The sequence below is a fragment of the Pseudomonas sp. LAIL14HWK12:I7 genome, from assembly GCF_000483465.1.
GTDB classification, from domain to species: domain Bacteria; phylum Pseudomonadota; class Gammaproteobacteria; order Pseudomonadales; family Pseudomonadaceae; genus Aquipseudomonas; species Aquipseudomonas kermanshahensis.
Window position 1 is genome coordinate 9,382 of record NZ_KI519608.1, and the last position, 23,619, is coordinate 33,000.

16 protein-coding genes are annotated in these 23,619 nt (G+C 63.0%); 7 read left to right on the plus strand and 9 right to left on the minus strand.

Annotation, left to right across the window (positions count from 1 at the left end):
* Positions 1 to 71 precede the first annotated feature (71 nt).
* The 5 genes from D886_RS0126345 to D886_RS0126365 all read right to left on the minus strand — a co-directional run bounded on the left by D886_RS0126345 (position 72) and on the right by D886_RS0126365 (position 7,884).
* Entirely contained in the window at positions 72 to 1,205 is a 1,134-nt protein-coding gene (locus D886_RS0126345; protein WP_027596746.1) for an HlyD family secretion protein, read from the minus strand.
* Positions 1,205 to 2,851, minus strand: coding sequence for an MFS transporter (locus tag D886_RS0126350; protein ID WP_027596747.1), 1,647 nt, complete (start codon positions 2,849 to 2,851; stop codon positions 1,205 to 1,207). Before D886_RS0126350 ends, D886_RS0126345 begins: the two co-directional genes overlap by 1 nt.
* A 68-nt stretch (positions 2,852 to 2,919) precedes the next feature.
* Positions 2,920 to 3,495 carry a molybdenum cofactor guanylyltransferase MobA gene (gene mobA, locus D886_RS0126355; protein WP_027596748.1) on the minus strand — a complete coding sequence of 192 codons (576 nt, stop codon included), beginning with the start codon at positions 3,493 to 3,495 and terminating at the stop codon, positions 2,920 to 2,922.
* A 61-nt stretch (positions 3,496 to 3,556) separates the two neighbouring features.
* On the minus strand, positions 3,557 to 6,685 hold the full coding sequence (locus D886_RS0126360) for an efflux RND transporter permease subunit (protein WP_027596749.1): 3,129 nt from the start codon (positions 6,683 to 6,685) through the stop codon (positions 3,557 to 3,559).
* An 11-nt stretch (positions 6,686 to 6,696) separates the two neighbouring features.
* Positions 6,697 to 7,884, minus strand: coding sequence for an efflux RND transporter periplasmic adaptor subunit (locus D886_RS0126365; RefSeq protein WP_027596750.1), 1,188 nt, complete (start codon positions 7,882 to 7,884; stop codon positions 6,697 to 6,699).
* Positions 7,885 to 8,041: 157 nt separating this feature from the next.
* Between D886_RS0126365 and D886_RS0126370 the strand changes: the two genes are divergently transcribed.
* The 4 genes from D886_RS0126370 to ilvA all read left to right on the plus strand — a co-directional run bounded on the left by D886_RS0126370 (position 8,042) and on the right by ilvA (position 12,486).
* Positions 8,042 to 8,743 carry a response regulator transcription factor gene (locus D886_RS0126370; protein WP_027596751.1) on the plus strand — a complete coding sequence of 234 codons (702 nt, stop codon included), beginning with the start codon at positions 8,042 to 8,044 and terminating at the stop codon, positions 8,741 to 8,743.
* Positions 8,744 to 8,749: 6 nt separating this feature from the next.
* Positions 8,750 to 10,051: an ATP-binding protein gene (locus D886_RS0126375; RefSeq protein ID WP_027596752.1), complete on the plus strand. Its 1,302-nt coding sequence runs from the start codon at positions 8,750 to 8,752 to the stop codon at positions 10,049 to 10,051.
* Positions 10,052 to 10,310: 259 nt separating this feature from the next.
* Positions 10,311 to 10,742 carry a PACE efflux transporter gene (locus D886_RS0126380; protein WP_027596753.1) on the plus strand — a complete coding sequence of 144 codons (432 nt, stop codon included), beginning with the start codon at positions 10,311 to 10,313 and terminating at the stop codon, positions 10,740 to 10,742.
* A gap of 181 nt (positions 10,743 to 10,923) precedes the next feature.
* Positions 10,924 to 12,486 carry a threonine ammonia-lyase, biosynthetic gene (gene ilvA, locus D886_RS0126385; protein ID WP_027596754.1) on the plus strand — a complete coding sequence of 521 codons (1,563 nt, stop codon included), beginning with the start codon at positions 10,924 to 10,926 and terminating at the stop codon, positions 12,484 to 12,486.
* Between the two features lie 121 nt (positions 12,487 to 12,607).
* On the opposite strand, the gene D886_RS0126390 is transcribed toward ilvA, so the two are convergent.
* A complete protein-coding gene (locus tag D886_RS0126390) occupies positions 12,608 to 13,789 on the minus strand; it encodes a hypothetical protein (protein WP_027596755.1) in 1,182 nt (393 codons plus the stop codon).
* A 317-nt stretch (positions 13,790 to 14,106) separates the two neighbouring features.
* Between D886_RS0126390 and D886_RS28665 the strand changes: the two genes are divergently transcribed.
* The gene (locus tag D886_RS28665; RefSeq protein ID WP_256215394.1) at positions 14,107 to 14,325 is read left to right on the plus strand and encodes an RHS repeat-associated core domain-containing protein; all 219 of its coding nucleotides are present in this window, start codon (positions 14,107 to 14,109) and stop codon (positions 14,323 to 14,325) included.
* A gap of 132 nt (positions 14,326 to 14,457) precedes the next feature.
* Here the strand turns inward: D886_RS28665 and D886_RS0126395 are convergent, their stop codons facing one another.
* Positions 14,458 to 14,925, minus strand: coding sequence for a VOC family protein (locus D886_RS0126395; protein WP_027596756.1), 468 nt, complete (start codon positions 14,923 to 14,925; stop codon positions 14,458 to 14,460).
* Between the two features lie 109 nt (positions 14,926 to 15,034).
* Complete coding sequence (locus tag D886_RS0126400) at positions 15,035 to 16,654, minus strand: NADP-dependent glyceraldehyde-3-phosphate dehydrogenase (protein WP_027596757.1); 1,620 nt, start codon at positions 16,652 to 16,654, stop codon at positions 15,035 to 15,037.
* A 186-nt stretch (positions 16,655 to 16,840) separates the two neighbouring features.
* On the opposite strand from D886_RS0126400, the gene D886_RS27365 reads away from it, so the two are divergent.
* Positions 16,841 to 18,283, plus strand: a complete 1,443-nt coding sequence (locus tag D886_RS27365; protein WP_256215390.1) for a bifunctional diguanylate cyclase/phosphodiesterase — start codon at positions 16,841 to 16,843, stop codon at positions 18,281 to 18,283.
* A 20-nt stretch (positions 18,284 to 18,303) separates the two neighbouring features.
* Here the strand turns inward: D886_RS27365 and D886_RS0126410 are convergent, their stop codons facing one another.
* Positions 18,304 to 22,035 carry a leucine-rich repeat domain-containing protein gene (locus D886_RS0126410; protein ID WP_256215391.1) on the minus strand — a complete coding sequence of 1,244 codons (3,732 nt, stop codon included), beginning with the start codon at positions 22,033 to 22,035 and terminating at the stop codon, positions 18,304 to 18,306.
* A 428-nt stretch (positions 22,036 to 22,463) separates the two neighbouring features.
* On the opposite strand from D886_RS0126410, the gene D886_RS0126415 reads away from it, so the two are divergent.
* A complete protein-coding gene (locus tag D886_RS0126415) occupies positions 22,464 to 23,618 on the plus strand; it encodes a hypothetical protein (protein ID WP_027596759.1) in 1,155 nt (384 codons plus the stop codon).
* Position 23,619: the final 1 nt, after the last annotated feature.

The window sequence follows — 23,619 nt, forward strand, 5'->3', positions numbered from 1 at the left end:
GGTAAAAGCAGCGAAGATCTACTGTGTTTTCACCGGCCTCTTCGCAGCACAAGGCTGCTCCTACACGGTATCTACTGCGCATCCCGGGTGTCGATACTGACCACCACCGACATCCCTGGCCGCAACCGCTTCGCCTCTGGCTGGTCGGCATCCACAGTGATGCGCACCGGGATCCGCTGGGCAATCTTGACGAAGTTGCCGGTGGCGTTGTCGGCCTGCAGCAGGGCGAATTCGGAGCCGGTGGCCGGCGAAATCTGCTGCACATGGCCGTACAGCTTCTGGTGGTTCAGCGCATCCACGGTGAAACTCACCGGCTGGCCGATGCGCACCGCGGCCATCTGGGTTTCCTTCATGTTGGCGATTACCCACAGGGTATCAGGCACCAGCGCCATCAGTTGCGCACCGGAATTCACGTAGGCCCCCAGGCGGGTGCCGATCTGCCCCAGCTGGCCATCGCGCGGGGCGGTCACGCGGGTGTTGTCGAGGTCGATACGGGCGAGCTCGACGGCGGCCTTGGCATTTTCCACCGAGGCCTGCAACGCGGCCCGGTTGACCACCACGGTTTCCCGGTCCTGCCGGGCGATTTCCAGGGCAGCCTTGGCCTGGGCCAGGCTGGCGACAGCAGCCGCCTGGCTGGCACGGGCAAGGTCCAGCTCGCGGCGCGACACCGAACCGTCGCTGACCAGCGCCTGGTTACGGCTGAGGTCGGCCTTGGCCTTGGCCCCCTGGGCCGTTGCATCGCCGATGGCCGCCTGGCGCTGGGCAATGGTGGCTTCGGCGCTGTTGCGTTGCTGCAGGTTATTGGCCAGTGCCGCCTGCTGCTGTTGCAACTGGGCGATGGCCTGGGCCAGGCGTTGCTTATAGATGCGGTCGTCCAGTTGCACCAGCAGGTCGCCTGCCTTGACGAACTGGAAGTCATGCACCGGCACATCGACGATGTAGCCACTCAGTTGCGGGCCGATGATCGTCACCTGGCCGCGCACCAGTGCGTTTTCAGTGCTCTCGATGGCACTGCCGAACGGCGGCAGGCGCCAGGCGTAGAGCACCAGCAGGATGCCGGCCAGGGCCACACAGGCAAAACTGATCGACGACAGGATGCGCATCCGGCGCGAGCGTACCGGGCTGGTCGGTTCACTGGGCGGCGGCGTGCCCTCTGGGGTTTCAGCAAGGGCAGTGGTGGTGGTCGTGCGGGTTTCGTCGGTCATCAGGTAGGCGCGCCGCGGCTAGAGTCAGGGGAGGTGGCCTTGCGGGCCGTGTACCAGAGCCAGGTGCTGCGGATGCAGATCCAGATCATGGTCAGGATAGCGATGCTGCCGATCAGCATGAACACATCGTTGTAGGCCATCACGTTGGCCTCGCGGGTGGCCGCACTGGCCAGCACGCGCATGCCGGCCTCGCTGCGCAGCGCGGGGTCGGCAAGGAGGCCGGCATAGCCGCCACCGCCGCTTTGCACCCGGGCGTTGACCAGGGGTTCGAGGTAGCTGAGGCGGTCCATCAGGTGGCTGGAATGGAATTTCTCGCGCCAGGTCTGGAAGGTGCCCAGCAGCGCCGCGCCAATCAGGCCTCCGAGGTTGTTGCAGATGCCGAACAGCACCGAAAAGCTCACCAGGTTGCGCGGGTTGGCGCGCACATGGCTGATGCCCAGGGCCATCGACGGGCCCAGGAAGAACGTGCTGCCGAAGGCCAGCAAGAACTGGCTCAGGTACATCTGCGCCGGGCGCGTGAGGTTGCTTGAACTGCTGTCCATGAACGCCCCGGTGGCCATCGCCAGCAGCGACACCAGCAACGGGATCACCAAGTGCTTGGGGTCGATGGTCAGGGCGCTGGTCGCCAGGCCCGCCACCGCACCCAACAACATGATCGCGTACAGCGTGCGCATCTGCTCGCTGCCCATGTTTAACACTTGCAGAAAACCGACCGCGCCGGTGGACTGCTCCGAGGTGACCATGCGGATCAGAATCACGCACAGGGCCAGGCGGATGATCGTGCCGCTGCCCAGCCAGCGGGTCATCAGCAGCGGGTTCTGGCGATTGTGCTCGATGGCCAGCCCACTGAATATCAGGCCAATCGACGCGGCCAGTGCCACACCGATCCAGGGCGTTTCCAGCCACCAGTCAATGCGCCCCAGCGACAGCGCGGCGCAGAGCAGGGCGGTGCCGCTGGCCATCAGGGTGAAGGTGAGAAAATCCAGTGGCTCGAAGGTCTTGAAGCGGTCGCCCGGTGGCAACTTGAGCATCAGCACGCAGCCCAGTGCGGCCAACGCCAAGCCGAGTTCGAACAGGTATAGCCCGCGCCATTCGGCGATCTGCAGCAAGTCTTCAGAGAACAGTCGCGCCAGCGGCAAGGCCAATTGCGAGGCGCCCAGGCCCAGCACCATAGCCTTGAGCCGCCACTGCGCGGGGAACGCCTGGATCATGTAGTACAGGCCCAGCGAGCTCAGCGCGGCGCCAACCATGCCATGGGCGGCGCGCACGGCAATTGCCGAGTTGAGGTCATTGACGAACAGGTGGCCAAAGGTGACCAGCGCATACAGCACCAGGAACACTTCGGTGAAGGCACGCAGGCCGAACTGCTGGCGAAACTTGACCAGCAGCAGGTTGATGGACACGTTGGTCATCACATAGGCGGCCGGCAGCCAGGCCATTTCGGCGGTGGTCGCCCCCAGCGCACCCTGCAGGAACACCAGGTTGGCTGTTACCAGCGCGTTGCCCAACCCACCGGTGATCGCCACCAACAGGCCCACCAGGCCAAAGGCCAGGCGTTTGGCGGGCGAGTGCAAAGGCGTGGACGGCGATCCGGGCAGGCTGGGTTTTTCGTGGGGGAGCCACTGGCGGGGGGCGTATTTGTCCATGGGCAGACTTTACGTGAGGGGCTGGGGCATTAACACCGTCTGGGCTCAAGTTTGCCGTGCGGCGTGCGTCAGTTTTGCAGAGTTTCCGGGCTATTGAAGTTGCTCAAACGCGGATCATCCTTGGCACACACCAGCGCTTGCACAGCCCCTTTCAGCAGGGCCTTCTGCAAGCTTCGCTCATTGGCCGCCCACGCCTGCTCCAGCACCGGCAACACCTTGCGCGGCAGCACACTGAACATCGGCTGCCAGTAGCCTGCCTGGCGCACCATCGCCGCACTGTCGCCGGCCACCGCCAGCCGCAGCAGGTCCTCGATCAACGGCCGATCAATCAGCGGTGCATCGCAGGCCAGCACCACCACCCATGCGTGCCGCGCCGCCGCCAGGCCTGCGATCACCCCGGCCAACGGCCCAGGGAAATCGGGGGCTGCATCGCCCACCAACTGGTCAGCATAGGCTCGATAGGCGTCCTGGTTGCGGTTGCAGGAAATGATCAGGTCATCGCTCAGCGGGCGTACCACGCGTTGCACATGCGCCACCAATGGCTCGCCTTGCCAGGCCAGCAAGCCCTTGTCGCGGCCGCCCATGCGCTGGCCGCGGCCACCGGCGAGGATGAGAATGGAACAGGGGGGCAGGGCAGCAGGCATGAAAAAGGGTTCCGGGCAGTCAATGCCAGGAACCCTCCCATGTCATGCGGTGCTTGTCCAGTCAGCGTGCGTCAAGCGCTGGAGTCGCCTCGGCTTTAGCGCCGCGACCGCGCCCGGCCAGGCGCATCACCACGACGAAGAACACCGGCACGAACACCACCGCCAGGGTGGCGCTGAGCATGCCGCCGATCACACCCGTGCCAATCGCTTGCTGGCTGGCCGAGCTGGCGCCGGTGGCGATCGCCAGGGGCACCACGCCGAGGATGAACGCCAGCGAGGTCATCACAATCGGCCGCAGACGCAGGCGGGCGGCTTGTACCGCGGCATCGACGGCATCGACACCCTGGTCCACCAAACTCTTGGCGAACTCGATGATGAGGATCGCGTTCTTGGCCGACAGGCCGATCAGGGTGATCAGGCCGACCTTGAAGAACACGTCATTGGGCATGCCCCGCAGGGTGACTGCCAGCACCGCACCGAGTACCCCAAGCGGCACCACCAGCAGCACGGCGGTGGGGATCGACCAGCTCTCGTACAGCGCAGCCAGGCACAGGAACACCACCAGCAGCGACAGCGCCATCAGGATCGGCGCCTGGCTGCCGGACAGCCGCTCCTGCAGCGACAGGCCGGTCCATTCCAGGCCTGCGCCGGCCGGCAGTTGCGCGACCAGGCGCTCGACTTCGGCCATGGCTTCACCCGAGCTGTAGCCCGCCGCCGGTTCACCGGAAATAGACACCGCCGGGTAACCGTTGTAGCGGGTCAGCTGCACTGGGCCGCTGACCCACTTCGCCTGGACGAAGGCCGCCAGCGGCACCATCTTGCCACTGCTGTTGCGCACATGGATTTTCAGCAAGTCTTCGACCTGGCTACGCTGGTCGCCTTCGGCCTGCACCACCACCCGTTGCATACGGCCCTGGTTGGGGAAGTCGTTGACGTAGCTGGAGCCGACGGCGGTATCCAGTACCGCGCCGATGTCGGCGAACGACACCCCCAGGGCATTGGCCTGGCGACGGTCGATTTCCAGTTGCACCTGCGGGCTTTCGGCCAGCGACGCTTCGCGCACGTTGGTCAGCACCTTGCTTTTGCCTGCACCCGCCAGCAACGCATCGCGGGCGGCCATCAGCGCGGTGTGGCCCATGCCGCCACGGTCCTGCAGACGGAACTCAAAACCGGTCGACTCGCCCAGGCCATCGATGGGTGGTGGCAGCACGGCGTAGGCCACGGCGTCCTTGAGCTGAGTGAAGGCCATAGTGGCGCGGTCGGCAATCGACTGGGCGCTGTCATCGGCACCGCGCTCGGACCAATCCTTGAGCGTGGTGAACGCCAGTGCCGCGTTCTGCCCACTGCCAGAGAAGCTGAAGCCGAGGATCAGCGTAGTGTTGCCGACACCGGGTTCCTCCGCATTGTGCGCTTCGATCTGCGCCGCCACCTGTTCGGTACGCATGCGGCTGGCGCCTGGCGGTAGTTGGATGTCGGTGATGGTGTAGCCCTGGTCTTCGGTGGGCAAGAACGCCGTGGGCAGTTGGCTGAAGCCATAGCCCAGCACGGCCAGCAGCACGCCGTACACCAGCAGGTAGCGACCGCTGCGCTTGAGCGCTTGCACCACCCAGCGCTGATAGCCGTTGCTCATGCTGTCGAAGCGTCGGTTGAACCAGCCGAAGAAGCCCTTGCGCTCGTGGTGCTCGCCTTTGCCCAACGGTTTGAGCAAAGTCGCGCACAGTGCTGGGGTCAGGCTGAGGGCGAGAAACGCCGAGAACAGGATCGACACCGCCATCGACACCGAGAACTGCTGGTAGATCACGCCCACCGACCCTTTCATGAAGGCCATCGGCAGGAACACGGCCACCAGCACCAGGGTAATGCCGACAATCGCCCCGCTGATCTGGCCCATGGCCTTGCGCGTGGCTTCCTTGGGCGGCAGGCCTTCTTCGGCCATGATCCGCTCGACGTTTTCTACCACCACGATGGCGTCGTCGACCAGAATGCCGATGGCCAGGACCATACCGAACAGGGTCAGCACGTTGACCGAGAAGCCCATGGCCAGCATCACGGCGAAGGTGCCCATCAGCGCCACCGGCACTACCAAGGTCGGGATCAGCGTGTAGCGCAGGTTCTGCAGGAACAGGAACATCACCGCGAACACCAGCAGCATGGCTTCGAACAGCGTGTTGATCACCTGCTGGATCGACACCTTGACGAAGGGCGAGGTGTCATACGGGATGTCGTATTTGACGCCTTCCGGGAAGTAGCGCGACAACTCCTGCATCTTGGCCCGCACCAGGTCGGCGGTTTCCATGGCGTTGGCGCCGGGGGCCAGCTGTACGCTGAACGCGGTCGCGGGCTTGCCGTTAAGGCGCGTACCGTACTGGTACTCCTGGGCACCGATCTCAACCCGGGCGACATCGCCGACGGTCACTGTAGACCCGTCCGCGTTGGCGCGCAGGACAATGGCCGCGAACTCCTCTGGCGTGCTCAGCTGGCCCTTGACCAGCACGTTGGCGGTGATTTCCTGGGTGCCGCGGGCGGGTAGGTCACCAATACTGCCAGGGGCGACCTGGGCGTTTTGCGCGGCAATGGCATCAGCCACATCGTTAGGCGTGAGGTTGAAACCGATCAGCTTGCTCGGGTCGATCCAGATCCGCATGGCACGCTCAGAACCATACAGCTGGGCCTTGCCGACGCCCTTCAGGCGGCGGATCTCGTTCATCACGTTGCGCGCGAGAATATCCGACAGGGCGGTTTCGTCGAGCTTGCCGTCCTCCGAAGTCAGGGTGGCCAGCAGCAGGAAGCCGGTGGACACCTTCTCCACCTGCAGGCCTTGCTGGGTCACGGGGCGAGGCAGGCGCGACTCGACCACCTTGAGGCGGTTCTGCACATCGACCTGAGCCAGGTCCGGGTGCGTGCCAGGTTCGAAGGTGGCGGTGATGGTGGCGCTGCCCAGGCTGCTTTGCGACTCGAAATACAGCAGATTGTCGGCGCCGTTGAGTTCCTGCTCGATCAGGCTGACCACGCTCTCGTCCATGGTCGCCGCTGAGGCGCCTGGGTACACGGCGTAGATTTCCACTTGCGGCGGGGCCACGTTGGGGTACTGGGCCACCGGCAGTTGCGGGATGGCCAAGGCGCCGGCAAGCAGGATGAACAACGCGACTACCCAGGCGAACACTGGGCGGTCAATGAAAAAGTGCGGCATCAATCAGCCCCTCACTGGCGGTTGTGCTGTGCGATCGGCGGCGCGCCGGGCGCTGTGCCCTGGCTCGCTTCGACCTGCACCTGGTCGCCGGCCTTGACGTGTTGCAGGCCTTCGATAACCACTTGTTCACCGGGCGCCAGGCCTTCGCTGACCACCCAGCGGTCGCCCTGGGCGCTGCCCAGCACGACCTGGCGATCGCTGACGCGGGCCTGCGGGTCGACCACCAGTACTTTCGGCACACCGGCGCTGTCGCGCAGGATGGCGCGCTGCGGCACGCTGAGGCCCTTGGGCTGCACCGCTTGTTCCAGGCGCACGCGCACGTAGCTGCCCGGCAGCAGGTCGAGGTCCGGGTTGGGGAACTCGCTGCGCAGGGTGATCTGGTTGGTGCTCGGGTCGACGCTGATGTCAGAGAACAGCAGCTTGCCGGGCAGCGGGTAGGCGCTGCCGTCGTCCTGAATCAGCGTGGCGCGAGCCTGGTCGTCGCCGACCTGTTGCAGCTCGCCGGCACGCAGGGCACGGCGCAGGGCGTTGAGCTCGCGGGTCGACTGGGTGACGTCGGCATGAATTGGGTCCAGTTGCTGGATGGTGGCCAGGGGTGTGGTCTCGTTCTGCCCGACCAGTGCACCTTCGGTTACCAGCGCGCGGCCGATGCGCCCGGAAATGGGCGCGGTCACCGTGGCATAACCCAGGTTCAGGCGGGCCCGCTCCAGGGCAGCCTTGGCCTCGGCAACTTCGGCGTCAGCCTGCAGGAAGCTGGCCCGGGCATTGTCGTATTCCTGGCGGCTCACGGCCTTGTCGTCGACCAGCTCGCGGTAGCGTTGCTCTTGCAGGCGCGCTTGATACAAGTTGGCCTGGGCCTTGGCCAGGGTGGCGCGGGCGCTGTCGTGGTCGGCCTTGAACGGCGCCGGGTCGATGAGGAACAGCACGTCGCCTTGCTTGACGTCGCTACCCTCGCGGTAGACCCGCTTGAGCACCACGCCAGCTACACGTGCGCGCACCTCCGCAGTCCGCGGTGCCAGGATACGGCCGCTGAGTTCGCTGCTGATGGCCAGCGGCTGCAGTTGCAGGGTTTCGACGCGCACCTGCGGGGTGGGCTCTTTTTCGTCCTGCTCGGCGCTGTCGCCACAGCCGGCCAGGGATATGCTCAGAAACGCCAGAAGCGCCACGGGGCGCAGGCGAGGGGGGAGGCTAGTAGGCATACGGATCTTCCGATGATGACGCGGTGTATGCTACGGCAGGCGTTCCCTTGGTGGCTGTTAATACCTGTAGGGCGAGTGTGAAAAAGTGTGAAGAAGCGTCCTGCCTCGGCGTAGGATTCTATATCCTGCCTGGACTTCCTCTTGTGTCAAAGCGCTTATGCCAAACCTTTTATTGGTCGAAGACGACAGTGCCTTGTCCGAACTGATCGCCAGCTACCTGCAACGCAATGATTTCCATGTCCAGGTGATCGCCCGCGGCGACCACGTGCTGGACGCGTTTCGCCGGCAAAAGCCCGACCTGGTGATCCTCGACCTGATGCTGCCCGGCATCGATGGCCTGCAACTGTGCCGCTTGCTGCGCCAGGAATCGCAGAGCTTGCCGATCCTTATGCTGACCGCCCGTGACGACAGCCACGATCAGGTGCTGGGCCTGGAGATGGGCGCGGACGATTACGTGACCAAGCCCTGCGAGCCCCGTGTGCTGCTGGCCCGTGTGCGCACGTTGTTGCGCCGCAGCAGCGTCAATGAGCCACGCCTGGACAGCGATTTGATCCAGATCGGTGGCCTGCGCATCGACCTGGCCGAGCGCACCGTGAGCTGGCGCGGCGAAGAGGTGGAACTGTCCAGCGGCGAGTACAACTTGCTGGTGGTGCTGGCGCGCAACGCGGGCGAAGTGCTGAACCGCGACCGCATTCTGCAGCAACTGCGCGGCATCGAGTTCAACGGCACCGACCGTTCGGTGGACGTCGCCATCTCCAAGCTGCGCCGCAAGTTCGACGACAGTGCTGGCGAGGCGCGCAAGATCAAGACCGTGTGGGGCAAAGGCTACCTGTTCAGCCGTGTCGAGTGGGAGTGCTGACCGAGCATGCTGAAGATCCTGGTGCGCCTGTACCTGTTGATCATCGTCGCCTACGCCGGTGCGCTGCTGTTCATCCCTGACTCCATCGTCGGCCTGTTCCATGAACGCTTCATGGCGTACAACCTGGACCAGACCAAAGGCGTGCAGTCGCTGATCGTCCGCCAGTTCCACCAGGCCCCGCAACAGCAGTGGCCAGCGGTGGAGCGAGACCTGGCCAATGCCTTCGCACCGCTTGAGGTCAAGCTGCTGCGCATGGACCAGGCCGACCTCAGCGCGGATGAACAGGCCCGGCTGGAACATGGCTTGTACGCCGTGCGCATCGCAGACTGGGGTTATTACGAGACGGTGCTGGCACCGCTCGACAAGGACTGGCTGGTGCGCCTGCATGCGCCGCCTGATCCACTGGACATCAACGTGCTGTCCTGGGGCGTGACGGTGTTGATCGGTGCAGCCATGCTCGGCTGCCTGTTGCTGTGGGTGTGGCCGCACTGGCGCGACCTGGAGCGGCTCAAGGAAACCGCTCGACGCCTGGGTCAGGGGCAGATGGCAGAACGTACGCACATCTCGCCGCACTCGAACATCGGTGAGCTGGCCGGGGTGTTCGACACCATGGCCAGCGACCTGGAACGCCACGTCAACCAGCAGCGCGAGCTGCTCAATGCCGTGTCCCACGAGCTGCGTACCCCGCTGACCCGCCTTGACTTCGGCCTGGTGCTGTTGTTCGACGAAGTGCCGGCTGCCAGCCGCAAGCGGTTGTTGGAGCTGGTTGGCCATGTGCGTGAACTGGATGAACTGGTGCTGGAGCTGTTGTCCTACAGCCGTTTGTACAACGCCGACCAGGCGCGCGAGCGGGTCGAGGTATCGCTGCTGGAGCTGGTAGACAGCGTGCTGGGCAGTTTTGCCGAAGAGCTCGACAGCCGTGGCATCCAATGGGAAGTGCGGGCCGAGCGTGAACTGCCACGCTTTGTACTCGACCCCCGGTTGACCGCGCGGGCCGTGCAGAACCTGGTTCGCAACGCCATGCGATATTGCGACGAAAGCCTGCTGCTGAGGTTGCGGCTCGAGGATGACGGTGCCTGCCTGCTGACGGTCGAGGATGACGGGATTGGTATCCCGGTCGAGGAGCGTGAGCGGATTTTCCAGCCGTTCTACCGGTTGGACCGTAGCCGTGATCGCAATACCGGTGGGTTTGGCTTGGGGTTGGCAATCAGTCGACGCGCCATCGAAGGGCAGGGGGGCACACTGACGGTGGCGCAATCGGCGCTGGGTGGGGCGCAGTTCAGGATTCGTTTGCCGGCGGGTGGGTAGGTTGGCTGTGCCGGCCCGTTCCCACAGGAACGCACACTTTTGAAGTGAGGCGGCGAGCCTATGGGAGCGGGCTTGCCCGCGAAAGGCCTAGCCTGCTAGCTGCTGCTTTCGGCGAAACGACTCGTCCACAGCACGAACCAAACCTTGCCGCTAGCCTCACGCCCATGCGCCGCAGTGCCGGTTTGCCCGCGCGCATCGCACTGGTACTCTTGTGGGCCAAATCGTGTCGTTTGGCAGATCGTATTTCAGGGAGTTGAACATGCAAGGCAAGGCCCGCAAGATCGTCCAGGCCATTCTTTACGAAGCCATCGCCGTTGCCTGCGTGGCACCCGCGCTGGAACTGGCGTTTGGCGCCGGGATGGCTCAGTCGGCGGTGTTGTCCGTCCTGATGTCGGGGATCGCCATGAGCTGGAACATGGCATTCAACTGGGGTTTCGAGCGTTGGGAGGCGCGTCAGCCGCAACGCGAACGCACCTTCATGCGCCGGGTCTTGCATGCCTTGGGCTTTGAAGGCGGGCTGGTGGTGATTCTGCTGCCGCTGGTGGCGTGGTGGCTCGATGTCAGCCTGTGGGCGGCCTTCTTGACCAACCTGGCGCTGTTCGTGTTCTTCTTCGTGTATGCGTTCGTTTTCCAGTGGGGGTTCGACAAGGTGTTCGATGTGCCGCTTTCGGCGCAGCAGGCAAAGTGTTGACTTGCTGCCCTGCGGCGGGATAAGTTCCTACCCCATGAATACCTTCCCGCATGTGAACGCCATTATTATTACCGCCATTATCAGTTTGGCGGGCTAGCGCGTACGTGCACCTAACCCGCCCTGGAGGCGGGTTTTTACTCTCTGACTCCTGGGCAACGTGAAAATAGCCAAGGAGTCATCGATGACCAGCTTCAGCGCCAACCTGCGTACCCCTGTCACGCCACAGCAACTGCTGTCGGAACAGGTACGGCGTATTCTCGCCGCACCGGTGTACGACCTGGCCATCGAAACGCCGCTGCAGGCAGCGCCAGCACTGTCCGCCAGCCTGGGCAACCAGGTGTTGCTCAAGCGTGAAGACCTGCAACCCACCTTCTCATTCAAGATCCGCGGTGCCTACACCCGCCTGTCACGGCTGACGCCCGCCCAGCGCGAGCGCGGGGTGATCACCGCGTCCGCCGGCAACCATGCCCAAGGCGTGGCGCTGGCGGCTTCGCACCTGGGGCTGAAAGCCACCATCGTCATGCCAACCACCACGCCCTCGTTGAAAGTGGAGGGCGTGCGCTCGCGTGGTGGCCATGTGGTGCTGCACGGTGAGAGCTTCCCCCATGCACTGGCCCACGCCCTGCAATTGGCCGACAGCGAAGGTGCCACCTTCGTACCGCCGTTCGATGACCCAGACGTGATCGCCGGTCAAGGCACCGTGGCCATGGAGATCCTGCGCCAGCGCCCAGGTGCACTGGATGCGATCTTCGTCCCGGTGGGCGGTGGTGGGTTGGTGGCGGGCATTGCGGCCTACGTGAAATACCTGCGGCCCGAGGTCAAGGTGATCGGCGTCGAGCCGGAGGACTCCAATTGCCTGCAGGCGGCCTTGGCCGCGGGCGAGCGGGTGATCCTGCCGCAAGTCGGCACCTTTGCCGATGGCGTGGCGGTGGCGCAGGTCGGTGCTCACTGTTTTGAGCTGTGCCGGCACTTCGTCGATGAAGTGATCACCGTCAACAGCGACGAACTGTGCGCAGCAATCAAGGACATCTACGACGACACCCGCTCGATCACTGAACCTTCCGGTGCCCTGGCCGTGGCCGGCATCAAGAAATACGTGGCCCGCGAAGGCGTGCAGGGCCAAACCCTGGTGGCGATCGACTCCGGGGCCAACGTCAATTTCGACCGCCTGCGCCATGTGGCGGAGCGGGCCGAGCTGGGTGAACAGCGCGAGGCGATCATCGCCGTGACCATCCCTGAGCAGCCAGGTAGTTTCCGCGCATTTTGCCAGGCACTGGGTAAACGCCAGATCACCGAGTTCAACTACCGCTATTACCCGGGCAAGGAAGCGCGTTTGTTTGTCGGGGTGCAGACGCACCCGCTGCACGACCCTCGGGAAAACCTGCTGACCAACCTTGCCGAGCAGGGTTACAGCGTACTCGATCTGACCGACAACGAACTGGCCAAGCTGCATGTGCGCCACACTGTGGGTGGGCATGCTGCGCCGGGGGCGGATGAGCGTGTGCTGCGCTTCGAGTTCCCGGAGCGGCCAGGGGCGCTGTTGGGGTTCCTGGAGCGGTTGGGCAAACGCTGGAACATCAGCCTGTTCCATTACCGTAACCATGGTGCAGCGGAGGCGCGGGTATTTGCTGCGCTGGAAGTGCCAGGGGATGAGCTGGCGACGTTGCCGCAGACGCTGGATGAGATGGGCTACCGTTATTGGGATGAGACCGAAAACCCAGCATACAAGCTATTTCTGGGGTGACCTGTAGGAGCAGCCTTGCGCTGCGAAGAGGCCGGCGACAGCACCCTTGATCTTGGTTATGTTCACTGGCCTCTTCGCAGCGCAAGGCTGCTCCTACAGGTTGCGCGTAGCGCTGGGGTGCTTAGCGCTCACGCATAAAGAAGCCCGCCACATACTTGCGGAAGGTTTCCAGGCTCTTGAAGTCGGCATAGCGCTTGAAGTTCTCGGCATCCGGCTCCGGGCCAATTGGCTGCTCCAGTAGCGACACCGAAAGCACCCGGTCCTGATCCGAGGTCAGCACCAGCTCATCCATCACCTGCCCGCCGATCACCGGTCGACGCATCTGGACCTTCACGCCTTTGCTGGCCATCCAGTCGATCAGCGACACCAACGCCTTGAGTGGCTCACGCTCTTCATCGCGGTACACCGGGAACAGGTGGGCGCGTGACAGCACGGGCACGCTGGCGACATGGATCAGCTCGTAAAAGTGGCTGCCAGCACTAGCAGGCGAATACAGCGCCAACGCCAAGAGCGGCCCGGCTGCACGGCTGCCTCCCCAATACAGGTGGTGGCCCTGGAAGTCGAACCCGTCCTCGCTGCGGCTATTGAACAGCTTGCGCCCTTTGATCTGGTCGACGCAGTCCAGCATCAGGCCATGTCGACGATGATTGCCGAACACCGTCGCCTCGCGCAGGCGGGCCTTGAGCATCATCATGTGCTTCATATCCAGCCGGGTTTCCAGGTAGTTGCTGGCCGGTACCCGCTCTAGCAGCGGGTAGCGGCTGGCGACGCTGCGCAGCTCGGCAAACTGCCCGGTGAGGTCTTTTTTCAGGTGGGTGGCGTAGAGGTTCAAGCCGCTGATCTCGATCCAGGTCAGCAGCAGCGACAACAGCCGTTGTTGTTCGCGCCGGTCAGTGCCCTCACTGCCACTGTTGTCCTGGGCCGGGCGAAAGTCACCGATCAGGCGCAATGGCGTATCAGGTGGCAGCCAGGCCGCAGGTGGGGCGGGGTCGTCTTCGCGTTCTGCAGCTTCACGCTCGTCCTTGGTGAACGGGCAGCCAGGCGCATGCTCGGCAGTGCCTGGGTTGTTTTTCAGGAACAGCGTGCCGGTGTTGCCGTTGAGGGTCACGTTCAGCACCGGCAGCGCGTCCTTGCGGCAGTCGCAGGCCAGCCATTGGTTGGCGTTACGCACCTTCATCAGCAACTGGTTGGCCTGCAGCAGGCGAGGGCCAGCGAGCGTGCCTGTGTTGAAACCGACCAGCAGCTCTTCTTCAGCGGGGGTCAGGCTGCGGACCTGCGCGGCGGTCTTATCGATGATTCGCATTAAGGGGCAGCTCCAAGCTACGAGCCTCAAGCTTCAAGCAAAGTTGAGCCGCTTTCAACCAGTTGAGTCATGTTTGCTAGCCTGGCTGGCGTTGCGGTGGATCTTCCTTTGGCCGGAGTGCCTCGCAACAAGCCAGTAGCAGTTCAGTGCCGCTTAGCTTCAGATTTGGGTACTGTCAATTCTACGAGTTGAAGATGAGCGGGTGACGCTTCAGCATGCGGCCTAAGCAAAGAAACTAATCGGAGACGTTTGCGAAGTTCCGATTGGACGATAAACGAACGCTATGAGGGGCGTATGGCCAAATGAAAAAAACAGCAATGCTTGCTTACGGGGGGCTTTGGCCATCTGTAAATCTTTTACAGGCTTACAACGGTGAACGCTCGGACCGGGTGACGGAACGTTATCCACTGGGCAACGGCTACCGAAACTACAGCCCTCAGATTATGCGGTTTACAAGCCCCGACGGGCTTAGCCCTTTTGGCAAAGGGGGGAGGAATGCATGCATACCGCCAGAAAGACCCAATGAACAGCGTTGATCCGTCGGGACACTTCATCGTGGCCTGTTCGCCTGTATCCGGTGAGGGCAAAAGGCCCTCCACCGGATGTTTCCCGCAGGCGCATCACAAGACAGAGGCGCGACCAATCAGAGCGGGTACAAAACGCGCCGCTCAGTGACCACTGAACATCTGCGCGGCGCGGGCGCGAATCTCGTCAGGGCTGAGGTCCTCCTTGTGGGTCGAGACGAACCAGATATTGCCGAACGGGTCCTTGAGGGTGCCGCTGCGGTCGCCATAGAACTGGTCCGTCACTTTGCGCAGCTGGGTGGCGCCGCATGCCAGGGCCTGGGCATAGACCTTGTCGCAGTCTTCGACATACAGGTGCAGGCCTACCGCCGCGCCCGGGAGTTTCTGGCTGGCGGTAAGGCCACCTTCCATGTCGCAGGGGTCGCCGAGCATCAGCGACGAATCGCCGATTTTCAATTCAGCATGCCCCACGCGACCGCCCGGGGCGTCGAGGCGGAACATCTCGACCGCGCCAAAGGCTTTCTTGTAGAACTCGATGGCCTTGGCGGCGTCGTTGATGCCCAAGTAGGGGGTGATGCTGTGCTGGCCTTCGGGGATGGGTTTGGCTGCCATGTTCGCTCTCCTTTGAAACGGGCGCCGGTTGGCGCCTTTTTGCTTAGAGTCGTTTGCACAGATGGAAAATCGACAGTGGCGCTAGACCGATTTTCTATAACGGCGGCCGTCAGAAGATGTAATCGGTGGTCAGGAAACTCGATTGGCGATTGCGGATGATCTCGCTGATCAGCGTCTTGTTGGCCTCCTGGAACTTGGTCGCCACCAACGTACGGATCGAGAACACGCGCAGGGCGTCATGCACCGACAAGGTACCTTCGGCACTGTTCTTGCGGCCGTTGAACGGGTAAGTATCTGGCCCGCGCTGGCACTGCGCGTTGATATTGATGCGGCCGACCTGGTTGGCAAAGGTGTCCACCAGGCTGCCGATGGTCGCCGGGTCGTTGCCGAACAGGCTCAGTTGTTGGCCGTAGTCGGAATCGAGCACGTAATCGATGACGGTTTCCAGGTCGCGATAGGGCACCACTGGTACCACTGGGCCGAACTGCTCCTCGTGGTACACGCGCATGTCATGGCTCACCGGGTACAGCAGGGCGGGGTAGAAGAACGACCCGCGGCTTTGCCCACCGCCTTCGTTGATGACCCGTGCCCCCTTGGCTGTGGCATCGGCCACCAGGCCATCGAGGTAGTCGACCTTGCCCGGTTCCGGCAGTGGTGTCAGCGCCACACCGGGTTCCCATGGCATGCCAGGTTTGAGCGCGGCGAGTTTGCGCTGGAATTTTTCCAGGAAGGCGTCGACTACGTCTTCGTGGACGAACAGCACTTTCAGCGCCGTGCAGCGCTGGCCGTTGAATGACAGGGCGCCCGTCACGGCCTCTTCGACCGCGTTGTCCAGGTCGACTTGGGGCAACACGATGCCGGGGTTCTTGGCGTCCAGGCCCAGGGCCGCGCGCAGGCGGTGCGGGCGCGGGTGTAGTTTTTTCAGGTCGCTGGCGGCCTTGTGGGTGCCGATGAAGGCGAACACATCGACCAGGCCGCTGGCCATCAGCGCGCTGACGGTTTCGCGGCCGCGGCCATAAATGACGTTGATCACCCCCGGTGGGAAGCTGTCGCGGAAGGCTTCGAGCAACGGGCGGATCAGCAATACGCCAAACTTGGCCGGCTTGAACACCACGGTGTTGCCCATGATCAGCGCCGGGATCAACGTGGTGAACGTTTCGTTCAGGGGGTAGTTGTAGGGCCCCATGCACAATGCCACGCCCAGGGGGGCACGGCGGATCTGGCCGAGGGTACCCTGTTCGAGCTCGAAGCGGCTGGAGCGGCGGTCGAGGTCCTTGAGCGCATTGATGGTGTCGACGATGTAGTCGCAGGTGCGGTCGAACTCTTTTTCCGAGTCCTTGAGGTTCTTGCCAATCTCCCACATCAGCAACTTGACCACGGCCTGGCGCTGCTCGCGCATCCGCGCCAGGAAGCGTTCGACGTGCTGTATGCGTTCGGCAACGCGCATCGTCGGCCAGGCGCCACGGCCCTTGTCGTAGGCCTGCACGGCAGCGTCGAGCGCGGTGAGGGCGGTGTCGGCGTCAAGCAGCGGGGCACTGCCGAGAATGACCTGGCGCTCGCCGTCGGCTTCCTTCAGCCAGACCGGGCTGCGCACCGTGGCCAGAGGGCCGTCCCAGCGCCTGAGCTGGCCGTTCACCAAATAGTCGCGTTGTTCCAGGGGGGCTTCCAGGCGCCAGGTGTCGGGGATGTTCTCGGCGGTCGGGAAAAGTGAATCGAGCAGACGGTCCATGGGTACTGCACCTCACATATCTGAGCGGAGTTGGTGCCAGGTGAAACGCTTCAGCTTCGAGCATGCACCGGTCACAGGAAAAACACCAGTCTGGCTCAACATTGCCTGCGCTGCGCCGATACAGAGCTAACCCGGTGCGTCAGCAGGCCTATGATCACTTCCATTCCCCCAAGCGACGATACACAGATGGCCGCACTGCTGGCTTCGCCCTTGTTCTGGTTGGCGTTGGCCGCCATCGGCCTGCTCGGCCTCTGTGTCGTGCGGCTCAACGGCAAGCAGCGCCAGCTGCAGCTGCATAACCACGAACTGCGCCGGTCACAGGCACAGTTCGAACGCCTGGCGCACTACGACACCATTACCGGGTTGCCCAACCGGGTGCTGTTCCAGCGGCAACTGGCCGAGGCCATCGACAAGGGGCATGGCCTCGCCGTGCTGATGCTGGATATCGACGGGTTCAAACAGGTCAACGACAGCCTTGGCCACGCGATGGGCGACCTGCTGCTGCAGCAAGCGACCGCGCGCTTCCTGCAGGAGCTGGACCTGCACGACCGCGTCTGCCGCCTGGGCGGTGACGAGTTCGTGTTCATGCTCCAGGGCACACAGGGCCAGATAACCCACCAGTTGCGCCATGTGCTGCGGTGCCTGCAGCGGCCGTTCGACCTCAAAGGTAACGCTGCATTGGTTACCGGCAGCATTGGCCTGGCCTGGTGCCCGCAGCATGGCGAGGATGTCGACAACCTGCTGCGCCACGCCGATACCGCCATGTACGCCGCGAAGGAAAGCGGGCGCAATACCTGGCGGGCGTATCACCCGGACATGACTGCGCGCTTGCAGCAACGCCTGGAATTGGAGCGCAACCTGCGGCGTGCGCTCAACAATGATGAATTCGAACTTTGGTACCAGCCCAAGGTGGACCTGTTCAGCGGCAAGCTGGAAGGTGTCGAGGCGCTGCTGCGCTGGCGCGACCCGCAAGCAGGCCTGGTGTCACCGGCCGAGTTCATCCCTTTGGCAGAGCGTACCGGGTTGATCATCCCGTTGGGCGAGCGTGTGCTGGAGCTGGCCTGTGCGCAGCTGGCAACCTGGCGTCGGGATGACTGCCTGCCCGGGCCGTTGGCGATCAATGTCGCGGCATTGCAGATCGAGCGCAGCGACTATGTGTCGAGCCTGGCGATGGCCCTGGAGCGTCATGGCCTGGCCGCCAATCTGCTGGAGGTGGAGATTACTGAAAGCCTGCTGATGGAAAGCCAGCAGCAAGCCTGCGCGGTGCTCGCGCAATTGCAGGCCATGGGTGTGGCCACTGCGGTGGATGACTTCGGTACCGGTTATTCGTCGCTGGCCTACCTGCGGGCGCTGCCTATCGACCACCTGAAGATCGACCGCGCGTTCATCAAGGACCTGCCTGCAGACGATGATGCGGTGGCCATTGCCCGTGCCATCATCGACCTGGGGCATGCCTTGGGTTATCGCATTACTGCCGAAGGCATCGAAACTCAGGAACAGTACGATTTTCTGCGCAATGCCGGCTGCGATCAGGGGCAGGGCTACCTGATGGGGCGGCCGATGCCGGCCGCCGAGTTGCAAAGCTGGATAGCGCGTAACCCGCGTAGGCAGCGCCTGTCACTTGGGTAACAGGCGCTTTTCGCCGCTCGCTACAGGGGAAGGCGGAACAGATTGTGCGGCGGGTGCGTCAACCACTCCTGGCGTAGTACCGGGTCAGCATCGATGGCTGCTAGACGCCGCCAGAACTCCGCGCGGGCTTGTTGCGGGCGAGCTATGAAAAAATCGTTTTCCAGCAACGGCCTGAGGTCGCGGCGGTACTGAAGTGGCAAGCGTTGCCACAGCGCAGCCTGTTCCGGGCCCGTCCCCTCGAAGAACTCTGCATAGTCCCCCTCACACACCAGCAAATCGACTTCATGGGCGACATTGTAAGCATCGACCTGGGCCAGCATGCCTTCGCTCAGCCACTCACTTTCCAGGCACAGGGCTTCGGCGGACGGGCCGGGGATGTTGAAACCTACCGGCAGCCGCTGGAACTGGTTGCCAGACAGGTCCAGGACGAGCGGTTCGGTAATGACGTCCAAGCCAAGGGGCAGCTCGGTCAGCCCACACTCGGACAGGAACAGGGTTTTCAGGTGTTCAAGCCCGTGCAGGTCTGGCGCCTCCAGCAGCGGGTTGCCCGACAGGTCCAACACGATAAGCCCGGCGCACTGGTTCAGGGTTACCTGGTTGCGGTTGTCCCAGGTGATGCGGTTGTTGTCCAGATCAAGCCAGGTCAATCGATCGGGGTTGGCCACACGGGGCAGGGCGTCGAAACGGCAATTGGACAGCAACAGGCGTTTCAATTTGGGAAAGCGCTCCAGGAGCTCTGCAGGGAGCTGACTGAGTGCAGGGTTGCTGTGCAGCGATACGTGCTCCACATGGGTGAAGTCGTCCGGCAGAGCCAGGCTGGCCAGGTCCTGGTTTTCCAGTTCGAGGCCGGAGAGGTCGAGGCTGGCAATCCGGCCCCCGCCTGCGAGTGGCACGCTCGACAGACGCCGCCAGGCGTTGATGATTGGGCGGATCGCCCGCTGGCGTTGGTGCGGGCGTTGAGGGTCGGGGCGGGCCCATTCCTGCAGGTTGCGGCGCAAGGTATCCAGGCGTTGTTGCAGGTCGCGCAGCCTTTGTGTCGGTGAGCGAAGGTCATTGTCTTCAGGGTCGCTTCCGAGTACATCTTCGATTTCCGAATCAGTGGCATCGGGGTACAGGCGGCGATAGGCGCCGGCCAGTGAACCTGTGTGGCGCGGGTGCGGGGCTTGCGGGTCGAGTGGGCGACCTCCACGCAGTTGAACTGAGCGGGCGCGACGCCTGGCGCGAGGCCCCCACAGGCGCTGTGCAAGGTCATCTCGGTTGTCGTTGACCCAAGCCAGGACGCGCTGGCGTAACGTACGCCCATCGGCCTGGACAATCGCCAGCGCGTCGCGCTGGATGTGCGGCAGTGCCTGCTCCACAGCGCGGCACAGGTCCATGTCCCGCGTGGCGGGGGCAGGGCGCTGCCCCAGGTCAGCCTCATAGCCTTCTGCGCTTTTGATCACTCGGCAGGTACGGCCTGCTGAGTTGCTGCCGATATGTTCAAGCAGAGGGCCTTCGGGGCTCCCCGCACGTAGCTCCAGGCGAACATCGCGCGGCCAGTCGGGCAAGCCATCAAGGGCACTGAACAGCAGGCGTTCGCTACCGGCATCGGCCCGAGCGGGAACGAGCACGCCTTCCACGGCACGTACCAGCGGCAGTTCGCTGTGCGTGTGTTCAACCTGCTGACGCAGCCAGGCCGGTAACACCGCGTCGTTTTCCCAGGCGAGGGATTGCGCGGCGCTCAGGGGCGCCAGCAGACGCCTGGCGAGTACGGCCGACAGGCGAGGGTAGGCTTCCAGCAATCTGCGTGTTGCCGGTTCGATGGGCGCATCGCCGTTATACAACCGTTCGAACAGGTTGCCCGGCGCGTCGTTGCCCAGCGCAACCACCTTCGCTTGCGCGGCCATACGTTGCAGGGTGTCGAGCAGCAAAGCCGGTGGCGGCTGCCCTTCGAGGTGCACGCGGCGCAGGTACGCGGCATCGGTCCCACACATGCGGCCAGCCAGCTCAAGTTGTTCGGGTGTGAACGCTGCGTAGTTTTCCCCCAAGCGGCGAGCCAGTATTGCGAAGGACCACTGTGATGGCTGTTCATGGCTTGCGCGCCAGGCACCCTGTTGATTGTGCTCCAGAGGCGGCTGCCAAGCGTCCTGCGCGTGTGGGTGCACAAGCCGCCACTGCTGTGTCTGCGTGTCCAGGCGCTGTTCGTAGAGGTGGCCATCCATGCGAATGAAATACCGGCCATCGTGCAGGTACTGGCCTTGAGCATTGGCGTGCACGCTCTGCGGCAAGTCAAGGGGGCTGCGATAGGGTGTGAGGTCTGCCTGCCAGAGCCGGTAGCGGCCATCGGGCTTGCGAACTTCCTGCAGGCTCTCCAGCAGCGGGCTTTTGAACAACTTCGGCACCACGTGGCCAGCGACCACCAACCCGCCGATCAGGGCCAGGTTCAGGCCGACCGCCTCCAGGTGACGCAATGCCAGGTGGCGGTCACCCTGATGCCAGGCCTCATAGCCTTCGTACACTTCGCCAAGCAGTTGGCACGCCGTCACCGCCAGCATCAGCGTGCCCACGGCGGGGATGAAGAAGCCGGCCAGGTTGAGCGCGTCCATGCCGAGGTCTTCCCACGCTTGCAGGCGGTTTGCCCGGGCCGTAGCGTCGGCTTCGGCAGTCGGCACCGCCAGCTGGCGAGCTTCGCGTTTGAGGCGGTCAAGGTGCAGCGCCTGATAATAAGCAAAGGGTTCCTCGGTGATTGCCAGCCGAGTGGGGCGCAAATCCGCCTCAGGGGCCCGCTGCCATGCCTTGTCGTCGTCAGAAGCGCCTGAGGCGTCAAGGTTTTGGTGCAGCAAGTCGAGAAAGTGCTGCTGCTGACCCTGCTCCACGTACGCCATGAACGTTTGCCGGTCTGTGGGTTCCAGCAGCAGGACCGCCAGTGCCTCGTGTACAGCCTCAAGGTCGGCGCATTGACGCAGGGCCTGGTCGTGGCCTGGCAAATAGAGCAGCAGCCCGCTGATGCCGGTGTCTATCAGCATCACCTCATGCAAGGTGATACCGAACAGTGCCAGTTGCCAGCAAGGCATCTCGTTGCCCTGCAGAAACAGGTCGACTTGGTCGCGCGCGGTGCCGGTGAGCACATGACGCATGTAAGCCAGGTCGGCGGCCAGGCGCAGCCTATCCTTGTACACGGCGATCGCCTGTTCGCGTACGTGTGGCTTAGCGAAATGTTGCTGCAGATGGGCCTGGTATTGCTGCCCCAAATCGAGCGAACGGCACAGTGCGGCGAAGCCAGCGGGTGTGAGCGGCAGCCGCTCCACCTGGTAGCGCTCCGACACCAGCGGGAAGTGCGCTGGGGGTGTTTGCGGGCCCAGTACTGTGGTGCCCCGTACCTGAACGGGTGTGACCTGGATCGTGTGGCTTGGTGCAATGGCGCTCTGGGCGCTGAAGCGTTCGTCATCGGCAAAGTTCTGCAGCGCGGCCTGCAGCAGCGTGTCACGACGATGACTGTTCAGGTAACGCATGCCTGCCCAATGCCAGGTGCTTTCTACCCGAAGCAGTTCGGTGCCACGAAGCGGGGCGCTGCACCCGTGTTCGGCAAGGCGTGCCGTCAGCCGGGGCTCAGCGAACGCAGTGATTTGCTCAAGCCCCTCAAGGGCCCGGGCCAAGGTGCTTTGCGAGCGCAGCAGGCGCGACTGGCTACGCTGCACGGCCTGGCGAAGATCGGGGGCGGCGTTGGCAAACCAAGCCTGCGTGTAATAGGCCGGTAGTTGGCTTTGCCTCAAACTGTGCCATTGAGACGGGGCTATTGAGTGTGCCCAGGTGGGCAATTGTGTTTCCAGTAGCGTTTGATGCGGTTCGAGCGTTGAAAGGGTTGGCATGTCGATGCTCCTTTATGAGGAGAGAGCATCAAACGGTATTGGTTAATAACCAGGTGGTAACCCGGTATTGCCTGCAACTCAACAGGCGTCATGTGTTAGCGTCACACGATCATCAAAATAAAAAGCGTTTTTTGACGTCATAAAATAGATTGGCATGCTGTCAAAGTGCCGCTTGCCAAACCGTTGCCTGGCATCTTAAATTGTTACTGAATGTGAGAGTGAAGTTTCGATAGTAATCTTTTGTATATCAGTGCGTTGGGTGTGTTTATTACAGCTAATTATCATCTTGTTCTGATCTGCCCATAGACAACATCAAAGGACGTCGAAGAAGAATGAAACAGCACTTGGCAGCGGTGGCACGAAAACTCATCTCTCCTTCGACGCGCTACGAGATCAGGCTGCTTGCCAGCCAAGTCCGCGAAGTGCTTGGCCGAGCCTGTGTCTGGCGGTGGGAGGTCGCCAGGTTCAGGCTGCAGCAGGAAAGCCCCTACGAAATCCTCTACATCGGGCGCAAGCAGCAGCGCGAGATGGCCAAGCTGCTGATTGGTGGCAAGGCTCCGGGCAATGCTCCGGTTGCCGGCAGCAGTGCAGAGCCAGACGCGTCGAACCATGTGGTGGTGGTGAGTGAAATGCCCACCACAGGGGCGTTGTCCGTGCCGCACTACCTGAGTGCCGTGGTACCACTGGGGCGAACGCTGGATGACATTACCGCCCGCTACGACAGCGAGTTGCGCCGTAGCATTCGCAAGAACCGGCCGCTTTATCAGATGAGGCAGACGCTGTCGGATGAAGAAATCGCAATGGCTGACAGCCAGTTACTGCGCCCCTATGCCACGGCCAGGCAGGGTATTCATGCTGCGCAGTTTCCCACGGACGATGTGTTCCGCATTGCCAAGAGCGTCGGGCGGCTGGACCTCATCACCTTGGGCGACGAAGTGATCGGTTGCCACCTGGGTTGTGAAGTCACGCGCGGTGGCAAGCGCTACTGGAGCACGCTGCGTTTTGGTTATAGCGAAGCGGTGTTTTCAGATGCGAAAAAACTGCGTGAGGTGAACTCCATCACCACCTTCATGGCGCTGGAGTGGGCGTTGCAACATGGCTTCGATTATTACGACATTGGCCTGTGCCTGGCGCGGCCGGATGACGGTTTGCTGAAGTGGAAAAGAAGGCGCGGTGGCGACATTGATTCGTTAGGTAATCATGCCTACCTGTTCGTGCGGCTACCCAAGACCGGGACGGCGAAATTTCTATGGGAAACGCCAATGTTCGCGGTTGAAGGCGACAAATTGACACTGCACCTGGGCTTGCCGGACGGGCCGAGCGATGAAGAGGTTGCCAGCCGGTACCACGAGATGGTCTTTGGCGGCCTGCACAAGATCTACCTCTATGGTGACCAACGTTCGGGCGAGTCGTTTATCGAGACCTTGCGCACGCGTTACGCCAATTTACAGTCGCCGCCGACGATGGAAAGGATCACATCCAACTGAG